Here is a 16,205-nt window from a genome sequence, read left to right on the forward strand (position 1 = left end):
AAGGTTTGCGGAAAACCCGCGGCTAGAAGGTCTTTCTCACCCGGATATAGAGGCCGCGGCCGAACTGGATGTCACTGTCGTCCACGTACTTCACGGGGGCGGTGTTGCGGGGGCCGGCATAGGCGGTGGTGGTGTGTCGGAAGCCGCGCTCGGTGGCGTTGTTCAACTCGGCGCGGACCGTGAGATCCGGCTTGGGTTTCCACTCGGCGAACAGGATCACGAAGGTCTTCAGCTTGTCGGTGTAGATGGCGTTGTACTTGTAGGAGGTCTCGCGCCAGGCCCCGAAAGCGTCCACGCCCCAGTTCATCCGCCACCGCGGCAGGTCGTGGGTGAAATGGGCCTCCCATTCCAGGGGCCGCAGGCCGGAGATCTCGCGCTTCTCGCCGGTGGTGGGGTCGGTGACCTCCGATCTGCGCCAGGTGGACTGGCCGCGCAGCTGCGCGCCCTTCAGCAGGGCGTCCAGGGGCAGGGTGGCGTTGAGGATCAGCTCGTCCTTGGTCCCGTCGCCGATATTGCTGGGGGCGTCGAACACCTGGCTTCCGGCGAAGATCGGGGCCCGGTCGATGACATCGGTGAGCTTGGAGTGGCGCAGGGTGAGCACCACCGCGCCCTTGGTCCAGAAGCGGCGCTCGACGGCCAATTCCGTCACCCAGGCCTGTTCCGGCGTCAGGTTCGGATTGCCGACGGCGAACCCACCGTTGTTGGGGGAAGAGTCGGCCACGAAGTCCTGGAAATCGAGCTGACCGACGACGCGCTCATAGCTGAAGCGGACCTGGCTCCTGGCGTCCGGCGCCCAGCTGCCCGCCACCCGCGGCTTGAGGAAGTAGAGGGTCTTTTCAAGAGCGACGTCGCCCTCGGAGGTGAGGGACGACCCCTCGTAGCGCAGGCCGCCTTCCAGGGTCAGGGCGCTGAAGGGCTTCCAGACCGCCTTGCCGAAGGCCTCGCCGCGGGTCTCGGTCACCTTCACGTCGCCGGCCGGCAGGGTGTCGGGGACCCCGTTGCTGAGCTGGTCGGTCTCGCTCTCCAGGATGTTCAGCGCGCCTTCGCCGCCCGCCTCGAAGGAGAGGCTGTCGCTCAGGCGAAACTTCAGCACCGCGCGGCCGATGGTCTCGCTGGTCTTCTGGTCGAGGTAGAAGTCGCCGTTGAAGCCCGCGGAGCGGAAGGGCGAGACGATGTCGTGCCCGGCCAGCTTCTGAAGGCCGATCAGTTCCAGATTGGTGCGCGCCCCCAGGGCTCGTTCGTAGCGGCCGCCGAACTCGGCCTGGTACTCATCGTCGCTGTAGGTGACCGACTCCAGGGCCGCGGCTGGGAATTTGATCCAGTCCAGCTGATTGAACTCGTACCAATTCCAGAAGCCGCGCGTGTTGAGCTTCAGCTTGCCGCCCGCGAAGGGCGTCTCGTAGGCGCCGGTGACGATCCACTGATAGGCGCGGCCGTGGCTGTCGATGTCCGACAGGACGAGCGGGGTCCCGTCGGGCTTGAGCTGGACGTGGCGGCCCGGCCCGGCGCCGTCGTCGATCCCCTGACCATAGCGCAGGCCGCCCTCCCAGGAGCCGGGACCGGCCTGGCCGGAGGCCTCCAGCCGGACGCCGGAGCTGTTGCGACCGTCGTCCATGACGTGATTGTTGGCGAGCGCGATGAGGCCCTGGAAACCCGAGCCCTTCGCCTTGACGACATTGGCCAGGACCGACTTGCCCTGCATGTCGATCCCCGGGGCGCCCCCGCGGATCAGCTCGATATGGTCCACCTGGGCTGCGGGGATACGGCGCAGGATCTCCTCGATGTCGTCGGTCTTGGAGGTGGGCCGGGCGCCGTCGATGAGGATGTTGCCGGCCGAACCCTCGAAGCCGCGGACGTCGTCGCCGCCGTCGATGGAGAAGCCGGGCAGGCGCTGGACCATGTCCAGGGCCGTGGCGGGGCGCTGCTCGGCGAAATAGGCCGGAGGGTAGCTGATCACGCCCTGGGTCGCGGGGGCGGGCTGGGCCGCGGCCATGGCCGGCGCGGCGGCCGCCAGGACGGCGACGAGGCTCAGAGCAGGTATCATGTGACGGTCCCCCCAATGCGCGCAGAGGTGCCTGCGCTCAGGGAGTCACGCCAATTAAATGCCCGTAACCATCGCCGATGGGTCAGCCGGGGCGCTCACGGACTACGCCTGTAATTCAGAGAATTTACAGGCGTAGTTCTTGTGTCAACCGGCGGTATGTGAATTCGCCGTCATGTTCGGCGCCTAGACGCTGGTCCCGCCCACGGTAAGGCCGGTGATCTTCAGGGAGGGCTGGCCGACGCCGACCGGGACGCTCTGGCCCGACTTGCCGCAGACGCCGACGCCGGGATCGAAGTCGAAGTCGTCGCCGATCATGGTGACCCGGGTGAGGGCCGAGGGGCCGTCGCCGATCAGGGTGGCGCCCTTCACCGGCGTGGTGATCTTGCCGTCCTCGATCAGGTAGGCCTCGGTGCACTGGAACACGAACTTGCCGTTGGTGATGTCCACCTGGCCGCCGCCGAAATTGGCGCAGTAGAGGCCCCGCTTGGTGGCCTCGATCATCTCGGCGCGCGGGGTGGTCCCGTTGTCCATGGCGGTGTTGGTCATCCGCGGCATGGGCATGTGGGCGTAGGACTGCCGCCGGCCGTTGCCGCCGGCCTTCATGCCCATCAGCCGCGCGCTCATGCGGTCGTGCATGTAGCCCACCAGGATGCCGTCCTCGATCAGCACCGTGCGTTCGGTGGGGGTGCCCTCGTCGTCGACGGTGAGCGAGCCGCGGCGGCCCGGCAGGGACCCGTCGTCGAAGACGGTGACGCCCTTGGCCGCCACCCGCTCGCCGATGCGGCCGGCGAAGGCCGAGGTGCCCTTGCGGTTGAAGTCGCCCTCCAGCCCGTGGCCGACGGCCTCGTGCAGCAGGATGCCGTTCCAGCCGGCGCCGAGCACCACGTCCATCTCGCCGGCGGGGCAGGGGACGGCCTCCAGGTTCACCAGGGCCTGGCGGAGCGCCTCCTCGGCCTGCTCCTGCCAGTTGGCGGCGCCGATCCAGGCCTCGAAGCCGGCGCGGCCGCCGGCGCCGGTGAAGCCGTTCTCGCGGCGGCCGTCCTTCTCGACGGTGATCTGGACGTTGATGCGTGACAGGGGCCGCACGTCGCGAATCAGCCGGCCGTCGGCCCGCAGGATCTCCACCGTGCGGCGCTCCCCCGACAGCGAGGCCATGACCTGGACGACGCGGGGATCGCGGTCGCGGCACCAGGCGTCGATCTCCTGCAGCAGGGCCACCTTCTCGGAGAAGACCGGGGAGGCGGTGGGATCGTCCTCGCCATACAGCTTGGTGTTGGTGGCGCGCGGCGCTTCGTCGGAGCCGGACACGCCGTAATAGCCGCGCTTGGCGAGCGAGGCCGAGGCCGCCGCGCGGCGGATCGAGGCCTCGGAGATCTCGCTGGAGTGGGAGTAGCCGGCGGTCTCGCCTGCAACCACCCGCAGGCCGAAGCCCTCCGACGAATCATAGGCCGCCGACTTCAGCCGGCCGTCGTCGAACAGGAACGATTCGCTCTCCGAGCGCTCGACGAACAGCTCCCCGTCGTCGGCCCCCTGGAGCGCGTCGCCCAGGATCTCGCGGGCCCGTTCGGGCGAGACGCCGGCGGAATCCAGGATCGAGGGGGCGGGGGAGTGAGCATTCATGAGCGCGGCGCCTTGTCTGAGCAGGCCTCAGAGATAGGGGCTCGCGGCGCGAACGTCACCCCAAACCGCCTGCGGAGGCGGCGTTCGGCCCCTTGGCGCGGTCTTCCGCCGTTCGTCGAGCCAGGGTCTGACCAGGGTGCGTCACATCGTCCGAACGTCGCAGGCGAAGACGCAGATCAAGCCTGCGCCCCCAGGCCCGTCATTCAACCGGCTGACGGCCGTCAAACCCCGCCTTGATTCGCCTCAATCTTCCTTGGCAAGGCCTCGGTGAGCGCGTATGCACCCCGCTGAAGGGCCGGGCCTCGTCAGTTGCGGGGCGCGATCTTCTATGACGGCGGCGGGGGCGATCGCTTCAAGGCGAGACGCAGCCGGCCAAGCAGACCGAGGGGACATGAAGTCGAGGTTTCAGGGTATGCGAGCGCTGGCGGCAGGCGCCGCCGCGGGCGCAATGACAGCGTTTTGGGGCCTCACCGCCCTGGCGGCTGAGGATCGCGTGGGTCAGCCCACGCCGGGGGCGATCGACCTGCAGCCGGGGGTGACCCCGCTGCGTGAGGACGCCATCTTCTTCCACAACATGATCCTGCTGCCGATCATCACGGTGATCTGCCTGTTCGTGCTGGGGCTGCTGGTGTGGATCGTGATCCGCTACAACAAGCGGTCCAATCCGATCCCGGCCAAGTGGAGCCACAACACTCCGATCGAGGTGATCTGGACGGTGGTCCCGGTCCTGATCCTGATGTTCATCTCGATCTTCTCGTTCAAGCTGCTGTTCGCCTACCACGACATGCCCAAGCCCTACATGACGGTGAAGGCCACCGGGTATCAGTGGTACTGGGGCTTCGAATACCCGGACAACAAGATCGGGGAGTTCGTCTCCAACATCCTTCCCGAGGACGAGGCCAAGGCCAAGAACGTCCCCTATCGCCTGGCGGCCACCGAGCCCCTCGTGGTTCCGGTCAACCAGGTCGTCCGCGTGCTGGTCACCGGCGCCGACGTGATCCACGCCTTCGCGGTCCCCTCCTTTGGGGTGATCACCGACGCCGTCCCCGGCCGGGTCAACGAGACCTGGTTCAAGGTGGACCGTCCGGGGATCTATTACGGTCAGTGCCGTGAGCTGTGCGGCGTCGACCACGCCTTCATGCCCATCGAGGTCCACGCCGTGAGCCAGGCCGAGTTCGACGCCTGGGTCGCCGCCAAGGGCGGTTCGGCCGTCGGCGCCAAGCCCGCGGCACCGGCCGCGGCGGACGCCGCGGTCCCGGTCTCGGCCACCGCGCCGGCTCCGGCCTCCCCGACCAATCCCGCCGCGCCGGCTCCGGCCGCTGCGACGCCGACTTCCACGCCGCCTGCGCCTGCTCCGGCGCCGGCCGCGCACTGATCCAGGACACGCGTACGATGGCACATGCCGCCGCTCACGATCATCACGACGATCACGACCACAAGCCCGGGTTCTTCACCCGCTGGTTCTTCTCGACGAACCACAAGGACATCGGCACCCTCTACCTGATCTTCGCCATCATGGCCGGGATCGTCGGTGGGGCGCTGTCGGGCCTGATCCGCTGGGAGCTGTTCGAGCCGGGGATCCAGGTCTTCACCAAGGGCTCGCTCCTCGACCAGCTCGGCGTCGTGGAAGCCTCCAAGCACGGCTACAACGCCGTGGTCACCGCCCACGCCCTGATCATGATCTTCTTCATGGTCATGCCCGCCATGATCGGCGGGTTCGGCAACTGGTTCGTGCCGCTGATGATCGGCGCGCCGGACATGGCCTTCCCGCGGATGAACAACATCTCCTTCTGGCTGCTGGTGGCGGCCTGGGTGATGCTGCTCACCTCGATGTTCGTCGACGGCGGCCCGGGCCGCGGCTTCGGCGGCGGCTGGACGCTCTATCCGCCGCTCTCCACCACGGGCCACACCGGTCCGGCGATGGACTGCGCCATCCTGTCGGTGCACCTGGCCGGCGCCAGCTCGATCCTCGGCGCCATCAACTTCATCACCACGATCTTCAACATGCGCGCGCCGGGCATGACCCTGCACCGCATGCCGCTGTTCGTCTGGTCGATCCTGGTGACGGTCTTCCTGCTGCTGCTCTCGCTGCCCGTCCTGGCCGGCGCGATCACCATGCTGCTGACCGACCGCAACTTCCACACGCACTTCTTCGACGCCGCCGGCGGCGGCGACCCGATCATGTACCAGCACCTGTTCTGGTTCTTCGGGCACCCGGAAGTGTACATCCTGATCCTGCCCGGCTTCGGCATGATCAGCCACATCGTCTCGACCTTCTCCAAGAAGCCCGTCTTCGGCTACCTCGCCATGGCCTACGCCATGGTGGCCATCGGCTTCATCGGCTTCGTCGTGTGGGCGCACCACATGTACACGGTCGGCATGACCATCAATCTGCGGGCCTATTTCGTGGCCGCGACCATGGTCATCGCGGTGCCCACCGGGGTGAAGGTCTTCTCCTGGATCGCCACGATGTGGGGCGGCTCCATCGACTTCAAGACGCCCATGCTCTGGGCGATGGGCTTCATCTTCCTGTTCACCGTCGGCGGCGTGACCGGCGTGGTGCTGGCCAATGCGGGCATCGACTACAGCCTGCACGACACCTATTACGTCGTGGCCCACTTCCACTATGTGCTCAGCCTCGGCGCCGTGTTCGCGATCTTCGCGGGCTTCTACTACTGGTTCGAGAAGATCTGGGGCGTGAAGTACCGCGAGTGGCTCGGCGCGCTGCACTTCTGGATCACCTTCATCGGGGTGAACCTGATCTTCTTCCCGCAGCACTTCCTCGGCCTGCAGGGCATGCCCCGCCGCTACGTGGACTATCCCGAGGCCTTCACCCTCTGGAACCAAGTGTCCACCATCGGCTACCTGATCACCGCCTCGGGCGTGGTGGTCTTCCTGGTGATGCTCCTGGAAGCCGCCGTGTCGCGCCGCAAGGCCGAAGCCAACCCCTGGGGCGAAGGCGCCACGACGCTGGAGTGGACCCTGTCCTCGCCGCCGCCGTTCCACCAGTTCAACGAACTGCCGGTGATCAAGCCCGACCTCCACTAGGTCCGGTCCTCGCCAAAGACTTCAAGAGGGGCGCGGGCTGGAACCTTCCGGCACGCGCCCTTCGTCTGTTGAGAGTATATCCATGGCGATGTCGTCAGCCCTTCCCACGAGCCGCGCCCCCGCGCGCTGGCAGGATTTCCTGCAGCTCCTGAAGCCGCGGGTGATGTCCCTGGTGGTGTTCACCGCCATCACCGGCATGGTCTGCGCCGACTCGCCGATCAATCCGATCCTGGGCGCCATCGCCATCTTCTGCATCGCCGTGGGGGCGGGCGCCTCGGCGGCCCTGAACATGTGGTTCGACGCCGACATCGACGCCAAGATGCGCCGCACCCGCGGCCGCCCGGTTCCGGCCGGCCGGGTCCAGGGCGCCGACGCCCTGGCTCTGGGCGTGGTGCTGTCGATGTTCTCCGTCATGCTGCTGGGCATGACCGTGAACTGGCTGGCCGCCGCGCTGCTGGCCTTCACCATCGTCTTCTACGCCGTGGTCTATACGATGTGGCTGAAGCGCTCGACGCCGCAGAACATCGTCATCGGCGGCCTGGCCGGCGCCCTGCCGCCGGTCATCGGCTGGGCCGCGGCGACGGGGACCGTCCCGCTGAACGCCTGGCTGCTGTGCGCCATCATCTTCATGTGGACCCCGCCCCACTTCTGGGCGCTCTCGCTCTACACCAGCGAGGACTACGAGAAGGCCGGGGTGCCGATGATGCCGGTGGTGGCCGGCGCGGCCTCCACCCGCAAGCAGATCCTGATCTACAGCCTGCTGTTCACGCCGCTCTGCCTGGTCCCGGCCTTCACCGGCCTCGGCGGCCTGACCTACCTGGCGGTGGCGGCCGGCGGGGGACTGATCTTCCTCATCCTGGCCTGGCGGGTCTTCAAGAGCCGGGCCGGGGACGCGGCCGACCCGCGTCAGGACGACGGGCTGTACGACGTCAAGGCTGCGGCCAAGGACGCCCGCAACCTGTTCGCCTTCTCGATCCTCTACCTGACCCTGCTGTTCGCCACCCTGCTGGCCGAGCATCTCCTCGACCTGCCCGCCTTCGGAGGTTTTTGATGAGCGACCCGCAGAACGAAGGTCCCGTGGACGCCAAGGCCCGCCGCGGCCGCAATATCGCCCTGGCGCTCGGCCTGGTGCTGTTCGTGATCCTGGTCTTCATCGTCACCCTGGTCCGGCTGGGAGCCAATGCGCCCCATGCCTAAGCCCTCGCTCTCCCCGCAAGCTCGCCGCAACCGCCTGGTCGGCGTGATCTGCGGCGTCACCTTCCTGGGCATGGTGGGCGCGGCCTACGCCTCGGTCCCGCTCTACAAGGCCTTCTGCCAGCTCACCGGCTTCGACGGCGCCGTGCGCCGGGCCGAGGTGGCTCCCGACACGGTGCTGAACCGCAAGCTGCTGGTCCGCTTCGACACCAATATCCGCGAGCTGCCCTGGACCTTCACCGCCGAGCAGACCACCCAGACGGTGCGAATCGGCGAAACGGGCCTCGCCTATTTCAAGGTCACCAACAACGGCTCCACCGCGATGACGGGCCGGGCCATGTACAATGTCGTGCCGGAGTCGGCCGGGGCCTATTTCCAGAAGCTCGAATGCTTCTGCTTCTCCGACCAGACCATTCCGGCCGGAAAAACCATCGAGTTTCCCGTGGTTTACTTCGTCGATCCGAAATATGCGTCGGACTTCGAGACCAAGGGCAAGCCCGAGGTGACGCTGTCCTACACCTTCTTCCCGTCGGTCGACGCGGAGAAGGCCAGCCGGCGCGCCGATGCATCGCAGGCCAAGGTCCCTTCGGCCCTTGGCGGAAACACCAAGGCGGGGCTATAGCCTGCGCTGAGACTGCCGCGGGCTGCGGAGAGGCGCCCCCGGCTTTGAGATTTGAGAGGGGTTAGGACCGATAATGTCTGCCGGCGACGTCAAGCACGACTACCACCTGGTGAATCCCAGCCCCTGGCCCCTCGTCGGGTCCATTTCCGCGACGGTGATGGCGCTGGGCGGCGTGGTCTGGATGAAGGGCCTGTTCGGCCTGCCCCAGCACACCCCCTGGGTCTTCTACGCGGGCCTGGCCGGCGTGCTCTACACCATGCTCGGCTGGTGGATGGACGTGGTGAAGGAAGCCAACCAGGGCGACCACACCCCGGTCGTCGCCATCGGCCTGCGCTACGGCATGATCATGTTCATCGCTTCGGAAGTGATGTTCTTCGTGGCCTGGTTCTGGATCTTCTTCGAGATGGCCCTGTTCCACGAGGCCCGGACGCTCTCCTCCATCGAGGAGGTCCGCACGGCCTGGGCCACCTGGCCCCCCGCCGGCGTCGAGCTGGTGCCGGCCTGGAACCTGCCCCTGGTCAACACGCTGACCCTGCTGCTCTCGGGCACCACCGTCACCTGGAGCCACCACGCGCTGCAGACCGGCGACCGCAAGGGCGCGAAGATCGGCCTGGTCCTCACCATCCTGCTCGGCGTGATGTTCACCTCGATCCAGGCCTACGAGTACGCGCACATCCTGCAGCACAAGTACTTCTTCAGCGAGGAAGCCGCGAACGCCGGCCTCTACGGCTCGTCCTTCTTCATGGCCACCGGCTTCCACGGCTTCCACGTCCTGATCGGCACCATCTTCCTGACGGTCTGCCTGATCCGGATGCTCGGCGGCGGCTTCACCCCGAAGCAGCACTTCGGCTTCGAGGCGGCGGCCTGGTACTGGCACTTCGTGGACGTGGTCTGGCTGTTCCTGTTCGCCTTCATCTACGTCGTCTTCGGCGGAGCGGCTGGAGCGCACTAATCCATGAGTGGTCACAATCCGCTGCTGGCGGGGCTAGCGGGCCGCTGCCCCAATTGCGGAGAGGGACCTCTCTTCGACGGCTTCCTGAAAGTGGCCGCACGCTGTGAGGCGTGCGGCTACGATCTGGCCAAGGCCGACTCCGGCGACGGCCCCGCCGTCTTCGTGATCCTGATCGCGGGATTCCTGGCCTGCTTCGGCGCCCTCTTCACCCAGTTCTCCTTCAATCCCCCGGTCTGGGTGACCATGATCATCTGGCTGCCCCTGACGCTGTTCCTGTGCCTGGGCCTGCTGCGGCCGATGAAGGGGATCATGCTGGCGGCCCAGTTCGCCAACAGGGCGTCCGAGGCCCGACATGACGGACAGGACTGACCCCGCGCCCCGCAAGGGCTTTCCCCTCGGCCTGACCATCGCCACCCTGATCGCCGCGGCCATCCTGGTCTGGCTGGGGACCTGGCAGCTCCAGCGCCTGGCCTGGAAGGAAGACCTGCTGGCGCGGATCGCCGCCCTGCAGGCCGCCCCGGCCAAACCCCTGGGCGGCGCCCTCGACGCCCTGGCCCACGGCGCCAACGCCGATTTCACCCGTGTGGTCGTCGATTGCCCCGGTCTCGGCAGCGCCCCCTATCTCGAGCTCTATTCCGTCCGTGAGAGCGGCGCCGGCCTGCGGCTGATCTCGGCCTGCGTGGTGGAGAGCGCCAAGTACCGCACGATCCTGGTGGACCGCGGCTTCGTGGCCGACACCATCTCGGCCCGTCCCCCGGTGGACCTCGCCGACCGCACCCCGGTGCGGCTGGTGGGCGTGCTGCGCTCGCCCGACAAGGCCAGCTTCGTGACCCCGAAGAACGACCTGGCGGGCAACCACTGGTATTCCCGCGACATCCCCGCCATGGCCGCCCATCTGAAGGCGCCGTCGCCGGCCCCGGTCATCCTGACCGCCGAGACCAGCTCCAACCCCACCTGGCAGGCCCTGAAGCCCCAGCCCCTGCCGGCGGAGATTCCCAACCGCCACCTCGAATACGCGCTCACCTGGTTCGGCCTTGCGGGCGCCTTGGTCGCCGTCTATGCCGCCATGCTCTGGCGGTGGTGGAAGGCTTGATGCGGTACGTTTCTACGCGGGGGCAGTCGCCCTCGGTCGGCTTTGTCGATGCGATCCTCGCGGGCCTGGCGCCCGATGGCGGGCTCTATGTGCCCGAGGAATGGCCCAGCCTCACCCACAGCGAGATCGCCGCCTTCGCCGGCAAGCCCTACGCCCACGTGGCCGCCGAGATCCTGGCGCGCTTCGTCGGCGACGAGATCCCCCGCGAGACCCTGGCCGACATGTGCGCCGAGGCCTACGCCACCTTCACCCACGCCGCCGTCGTGCCGGTGAAACAGCTCTATCCGGGCGGCTTCATGGCCGAGCTGTTCCATGGGCCGAGCCTGGCGTTCAAAGACGTCGCGATGCAGCTGCTGGCCCGGCTGAGCGATCACGTCCTGGGCGCCCAGAAGCGGACCCAGACCATCCTGTGCGCCACCTCCGGCGACACCGGCGGGGCGGCGGTGGAGGCCTTCCGCGGCCGCGCCAACACCCGCATCGTCGCCATGTTCCCCGACGGCCGCATCAGCGAGGTGCAGCGCCGTTTCATGACCACCGCGGCCGAGGCCAATGTGCGCTGCCTGGCGGTGTCGGGCACCTTCGACGACTGCCAGGCGATCCTGAAGGACGCCCTGGGCGACCAGGTCCTGAAGCAGGCCGTGGGCCTGTCGGCGGTCAACTCCATCAACTTCGCCCGCATCGTCGCCCAGGCGGTCTATTACTTCACCAGCGCGGTGGCGATCGGCGCCCCGCACCGTCCGGTGGCCTTCGCCGTGCCGTCGGGCAATTTCGGCGACGGCTTCGCGGGCTTCATGGCCAAGCGGATGGGCCTGCCGATCTCCAAGATCATCGTCGCCACCAATTCCAACGACATCCTGGCCCGCGCCTTCCAGGACGGCCGCTACAGCCGCGGCGTGGTGGCCCAGACCCAGTCGCCGGCCATGGACATCCAGTCGGCCTCCAACTTCGAGCGGCTCTATTTCGAGGGCGTCCGCCGCGAGGGGACGGAAACGGCCCGCGCCTTCCAGGCCTTCGGAGAGACCGGGGTCATCGACATACCGCCCGGCGCCCTGGCCATGATGCGCGAGACCTTCGTGGGGATGTCGGTGGGGGAGCGCGACACCACCCGCTCCATCATCGCCACCCTCAACGAGACCGGCGAACTGATCGACCCGCACACCGCCGTGGGCATGGCGGCCCTGCGCCGCGCCCGGGACATCACCGACCCGATCATCGTGCTCTCCACGGCCCACGCGGCCAAGTTCCCCGAGGCCGTCAGCGCCGCCTGCGGCGAGACCCCGGTCATGCCGCGCAGCGCCCAGAACCTGGCGGGCAAGCCCGAGCGGTTCGATCGCCTGCCGGCCGACGCAGACACCATCAAGGCCTATGTCCGGGCCTTCGCGGAAAGCTGATCCTGGCCACCCTTCACACCCTCTCCAATGGCGTCCGCGTCGTCTGCGACCCGGTCCCCGGGCTTGAGACCGTGGCGCTGTCCGTCGTCGCCGGCCGCGGCGCGCGGTTCGAGGACGCCGCCCGCTCCGGATGGTCCCACCTGCTCGAACACATGGTCTTCAAGGGTGCGGGCGACCGCTCGGCCCGGGAGATCGTCGAGGTGGTGGAGGCCCAGGGCGGCTCCATCAACGCCGCCACCGGCTATGAGCGCACCAGCTTCCAGATCCGCGCCCTGGCCGGGGGGCTCGACCTCGGCTCGGCGGTGCTGGCCGACCTGATCCAGCGCCCGGTGATCGACCCCGCCGATCTCGCCCGCGAGAAACAGGTGGTGGGCCAGGAGATCGCCGAGGCCACCGACACCCCCGACGACGTGGTGTTCGAGATGGCCCAGGCGGCGGCCTTCAAGGACCAGGCGCTCGGCCGTTCGATCCTGGGCACCGACGCCTCCATCGCGCCCGCCACCCCCGAGACCCTGGCGGCCTGGCGGGCGGCCCTCTACGCCCCCGACAGCCTGATCTTCGCCGCCTCCGGGGCGGTGACCGAGGACGAGGTGCTGGCGGTGGCCGAACGCGACTTCGGCCAGGCTGTCGGCGCCCCCATCCCCGAGGCCGCGCCCGCCGCCTTCACCGGCGGCACGGAGACGGCGTCCAAGTCCCTGGAGCAGGCCAACCTGGTCTTCCTGCTACCCAGCGTCGGGGTCCGCCACGACGACTATTTTCCCCTGCGCCTGTTCGCCGAGATCCTCGGCGGCGGCATGGCCTCGCGACTGTTCCAGGAGGCCCGCGAGAAGCGGGGCCTGGCCTACGCGGTGGACGCCTATTCCGAGACCTACGCCGACACCGGGGTCCTGGGGGTGTTCGCCGGCTGCGCGGCCAAGGACGCCGCCGAGCTGGCCCGGGTGGCCGCCGGCGAGATCCAGAACCTGGCGACCAAGGTGGAGCCCGCCGAGCTCGCCCGGGCCAAGGCCCAGCTCAAGGCCGGCATGTTCATGGCCCGTGAGGCCCTGCAGTCCCGCGCCGAGCAGGCCGCCGGCCAGGTGCTGCTGTTTGGCCGTCTGCTCACCCCCGCCGAGATCGCCGACCAGATCGACGCCGTGGAGGCCGCCGACCTCGCCCGCCTGGGCGCCAGCCTGCTTCAGCCCGGCCGCGCCGCCGTCAGCGTGCTGGGTCCCAAGCCCGCCCTGAAGGCCGCCGACGCCTTCCAGAAGGCCCTGTTCGGCTAGACCTTGCCGGGGGTTGACGGCCTTGCCGGCGCGTCCGACCCTCGCCCCATGGCCCTGCTGGACTGGATCGCGCCGGAAAGCGGCCTACGCGTCGAGGGCGAGGGGGTCTTCCTGCGTCCGGCCCGCAACGCCGACTTCGAGGAATGGCGCGAACTGCGCGCCGCCTCGCGGGATTTCCTGCAGCCCTGGGAGCCGACCTGGCCGGCCGACGACCTGAGCCGCGCGGCGTTCAGACGCAGGCTGACCGCCTATGCGCGGGATCGGGAGGCCGGAAGCGCCTACCCGTTTTTCGTGTTCCGGGCCAAGGACGAGGTCCTGACCGGCGGCATCACCCTGTCCAACGTCCGCCGCGGCGTCGCCCAGATGGGCTCGGTGGGCTACTGGTGCGGCCAACCCTTTGCAAGACAAGGACAAACCCTGGCCGCCGTGCGGGCGCTCACCCTGTTCTCCTTCCGCACCCTGGCCCTCCATCGCCTCGAGGCCGCCTGCCTTCCCACCAATGAACCGAGCCGAAAACTGCTCAACCGTGCCGGGTTCACCGAGGAGGGATATGCCAAGGCTTATTTGAAAATTAACGGCGTTTGGCGAGATCATGTCCTGTTCGGTCTTGTCTCGCCGCTTCGCGCGACACTGGAGCCGGACGAGGGAGTGTCGGTCTAGCCGGCGCGTGGCCAGAGTTAGTCGAGGCGATGGCGAACGACCGTTGGATCTGGGACGCCACGACGACGCTTGAGGCGTTGGGCGCCGCCGACGTGGCGCTCTGGCTCTGGGAGCCCGAGCGCGATCGTCTTCGAATCACCGGCGCGTCCCGCGCGCTCGGCCTGGGTCCCCTTGCGCCGGAATGTTCGTCGGCCGCCATGCGCGCGCTGGCCATGCCCCAGGACCGGGCCCTGGCCGAGGACGTCCTGCGCGTGCAGGAGCCGGGGGGCGAGATCGCCGTGCGCCTGCGGATGCGCGGCGGCGGCGTCTGCATCTGGCGCGGCGTCTGGCTGGAGGAAGGCCTGCGCGCCGCCGGAGTGGTCGCCCCCGAGACCAAGTTCGCCGCTTCCGACGTCGACAAGCTGACCGGCCTGCTGGACCGCAAGAGTTTCATCGCCCAGGCCCGCGAGCGCCTGCAGGCGCCCGGCGTGCACGAGCTGGTGGTGGCCGACCTCGACCGCCTGCGCCGTCTGAACGAGGCCCTGGGCCACGAGCGCGCCGACCTGGTGCTGGCCGCCCTCGGCTCGCGCATGGCCGCGGCCTTCCCGCCCGGCGTGCTGATGGCCCGTATCGGCGAGGACGAGTTCGCCCTGCTGACCCCCATCCGCGCCATCAGCGCGGCCGAGACCCTGCGCAAGGCCCTGGAGCAGCCCCTGCGGGTGGCAGGCTTCGACATCCATCCCACCCTGTCGATCGGCGCCGTCGAGGCCATGGGCGGCGACGAGGCGCCCGAGGCGGCCGAACTGCTGCGCCGGGCCGAGCTGGCGGTGGAATCGGCCAAGAGCAACGGCCGCGGCGGCGGGGCCGCCTATGGCCGGACCATGGAGACCGACGGGCTTTCCCGCCTGGCCCTGGAGAGCGACCTGCGCGGCGCCATCGGCCGCGGCGAACTGACCGCCTATTACCAACCCATCGTGCGCCTCTCCACCGGGGCGCTGTCGGGCTTCGAGGCCCTGGTGCGCTGGAAGCACCCGCGCCGCGGCCTGCTGTCGCCCGATCAGTTCCTGCCGCTCTGCGACGAGATGGGGCTGATGAGCGACCTGGGCGCCCTGATGATGCGCCAGGCCGCCGAACAGCTGGCCGTCTGGCGGCGCGACCATCGCGCGGCCGGCGAGCTGACCGTGGCGGTGAACCTCTCCACCGGCGAGATCGACCGGCCCGACCTGGTGTCCGACGTCATGCGCATCCGCCGAGAGACCGGCCTGCCGCCGGGCGCCCTGAAGCTGGAGGTCACCGAAGGCGACGTCATGCGCGATCCCGACCGGGCCGCGGTGATCCTGCGCAACCTGCGCGAGGCCGGGGCGGCGCTGGCCCTGGACGACTTCGGCACGGGCTTCTCCTCGCTCAGCTACCTGACGCGCCTGCCCTTCGACACCCTGAAGATCGACCGCTATTTCGTGCGCACCATGGCCACCAACGAGGGCTCGGCGAAGATCGTCTCCTCGGTGGTCAAGCTCGGCCAGGACCTGGCGCTCGAGGTGGTGGCCGAGGGGGTGGAGAACGCCCAGATGGCCAAGGCCCTGCTGGCGGTGGGCTGCGACTACGGCCAGGGCTTCGGCTACGCCCCGGCCCTGTCGCCCCAGGAGGCCGAGGTCTATCTCAACGAGAGCTATGTGGACGGCGCGGCGCCGGTGAAGGCGCGGGGGTAGCGGCCGTCTGCGCGAAGGCCCCCTCACCCAACCTCTCCCCCTGAAGGGGGCGAGGAGATGTCTAGGCCCGGCCCGCCGTCGCCGTCAGCAGGCTGGCGTCCACCCCCAGCTTGGCGAGCGCCTTTGTCCATTTCTGATCGTGGTCGGGGCCGAAGATCAGGGCCTCGTCGGCCGGGCAGGTCAGCCAGACGTTCTCGCGGATCTCGTGCTCCAGCTGGCCGGCGCCCCAGCCGGCATAGCCGAGCGCCAGCAGGGAGCGGCGCGGATGGTCCTCCGCCGCCATCGCCTCCAGGGCCTCGCGGGTGGGGGTGAGCGCCACGCCGCCGCCCAGCTCGATGCTGTGGTCGCCGGCGCTGTAGTCGTCGGTATGGACCACGAAGCCGCGCTCGCGCTGCACGGGCCCGCCGATCAGCACCAGGTCCGGCGGCACCTCGATATCGGCCTTCACCTCCAGCCGCTTGAGCAGGTCGGGCACCGTCAGGCCCTCCACGGGGCGGTTGACCGCTATGCCCATGGCGTGGGTCTCGTCGTGGGCGCAGACCAGCACCAGGGCGCGCTCGAAGCGCGGGTCGCCGATGCCGGGCATGGCGATCAAGAGCTGGCCTGAGAGGAAGGTCGCCTCGTCCATGGC

General features: G+C 68.9%; 15 protein-coding genes. 12 read left to right on the plus strand and 3 right to left on the minus strand.

Annotation, left to right across the window (positions count from 1 at the left end):
• Positions 1-22 precede the first annotated feature (22 nt).
• Positions 23-2,044, minus strand: a complete 2,022-nt coding sequence (locus AC1RN5_RS13720) for a TonB-dependent receptor plug domain-containing protein (protein WP_493041718.1) — start codon at positions 2,042-2,044, stop codon at positions 23-25.
• Positions 2,045-2,227: 183 nt separating this feature from the next.
• Positions 2,228-3,664, minus strand: coding sequence for a metalloprotease TldD (tldD, locus tag AC1RN5_RS13725; protein ID WP_493041719.1), 1,437 nt, complete (start codon positions 3,662-3,664; stop codon positions 2,228-2,230).
• Positions 3,665-4,055: 391 nt separating this feature from the next.
• Here tldD and coxB point away from each other — a divergent pair, with 391 nt between their 5' ends.
• The 12 genes from coxB to AC1RN5_RS13785 all read left to right on the plus strand — a co-directional run bounded on the left by coxB (position 4,056) and on the right by AC1RN5_RS13785 (position 15,574).
• Positions 4,056-5,039 carry a cytochrome c oxidase subunit II gene (gene coxB, locus AC1RN5_RS13730; protein WP_421934588.1) on the plus strand — a complete coding sequence of 328 codons (984 nt, stop codon included), beginning with the start codon at positions 4,056-4,058 and terminating at the stop codon, positions 5,037-5,039.
• A 17-nt stretch (positions 5,040-5,056) separates the two neighbouring features.
• A complete protein-coding gene (gene ctaD, locus AC1RN5_RS13735) occupies positions 5,057-6,712 on the plus strand; it encodes a cytochrome c oxidase subunit I (RefSeq protein ID WP_493041720.1) in 1,656 nt (551 codons plus the stop codon).
• A gap of 82 nt (positions 6,713-6,794) precedes the next feature.
• Positions 6,795-7,763: a heme o synthase gene (cyoE, locus tag AC1RN5_RS13740; RefSeq protein WP_493041721.1), complete on the plus strand. Its 969-nt coding sequence runs from the start codon at positions 6,795-6,797 to the stop codon at positions 7,761-7,763.
• Positions 7,763-7,909 carry a cytochrome c oxidase system small membrane protein gene (locus tag AC1RN5_RS13745; protein ID WP_421934591.1) on the plus strand — a complete coding sequence of 49 codons (147 nt, stop codon included), beginning with the start codon at positions 7,763-7,765 and terminating at the stop codon, positions 7,907-7,909. The genes cyoE and AC1RN5_RS13745 overlap by 1 nt, the downstream gene beginning before the upstream one ends.
• Positions 7,902-8,528: a cytochrome c oxidase assembly protein gene (locus AC1RN5_RS13750; RefSeq protein WP_493041722.1), complete on the plus strand. Its 627-nt coding sequence runs from the start codon at positions 7,902-7,904 to the stop codon at positions 8,526-8,528. The genes AC1RN5_RS13745 and AC1RN5_RS13750 overlap by 8 nt, the downstream gene beginning before the upstream one ends.
• Before the next feature lie 73 nt (positions 8,529-8,601).
• Positions 8,602-9,480: a cytochrome c oxidase subunit 3 gene (locus AC1RN5_RS13755; protein ID WP_493041723.1), complete on the plus strand. Its 879-nt coding sequence runs from the start codon at positions 8,602-8,604 to the stop codon at positions 9,478-9,480.
• Between the two features lie 3 nt (positions 9,481-9,483).
• Positions 9,484-9,849, plus strand: a complete 366-nt coding sequence (locus tag AC1RN5_RS13760) for a DUF983 domain-containing protein (protein ID WP_304701505.1) — start codon at positions 9,484-9,486, stop codon at positions 9,847-9,849.
• Complete coding sequence (locus AC1RN5_RS13765; protein ID WP_493041724.1) at positions 9,833-10,573, plus strand: SURF1 family protein; 741 nt, start codon at positions 9,833-9,835, stop codon at positions 10,571-10,573. The genes AC1RN5_RS13760 and AC1RN5_RS13765 overlap by 17 nt, the downstream gene beginning before the upstream one ends.
• Positions 10,573-11,964 (plus strand): threonine synthase, encoded by a 1,392-nt coding sequence (gene thrC / locus AC1RN5_RS13770; protein WP_493041725.1) that lies wholly within the window; start codon positions 10,573-10,575, stop codon positions 11,962-11,964. The genes AC1RN5_RS13765 and thrC overlap by 1 nt, the downstream gene beginning before the upstream one ends.
• A complete protein-coding gene (locus tag AC1RN5_RS13775; protein WP_493042138.1) occupies positions 11,964-13,226 on the plus strand; it encodes a M16 family metallopeptidase in 1,263 nt (420 codons plus the stop codon). The genes thrC and AC1RN5_RS13775 overlap by 1 nt, the downstream gene beginning before the upstream one ends.
• A 48-nt stretch (positions 13,227-13,274) precedes the next feature.
• Complete coding sequence (locus AC1RN5_RS13780; protein ID WP_421934597.1) at positions 13,275-13,886, plus strand: GNAT family N-acetyltransferase; 612 nt, start codon at positions 13,275-13,277, stop codon at positions 13,884-13,886.
• Positions 13,887-13,915: 29 nt separating this feature from the next.
• Positions 13,916-15,574 (plus strand): putative bifunctional diguanylate cyclase/phosphodiesterase, encoded by a 1,659-nt coding sequence (locus AC1RN5_RS13785; RefSeq protein ID WP_421934598.1) that lies wholly within the window; start codon positions 13,916-13,918, stop codon positions 15,572-15,574.
• 61 nt (positions 15,575-15,635) lie between these two features.
• Here AC1RN5_RS13785 and AC1RN5_RS13790 read toward each other — a convergent pair whose 3' ends face one another.
• Complete coding sequence (locus tag AC1RN5_RS13790) at positions 15,636-16,202, minus strand: YqgE/AlgH family protein (RefSeq protein ID WP_493041726.1); 567 nt, start codon at positions 16,200-16,202, stop codon at positions 15,636-15,638.
• Positions 16,203-16,205: the final 3 nt, after the last annotated feature.

This window comes from Phenylobacterium sp. GW821-FHT12F10, assembly GCF_058806695.1.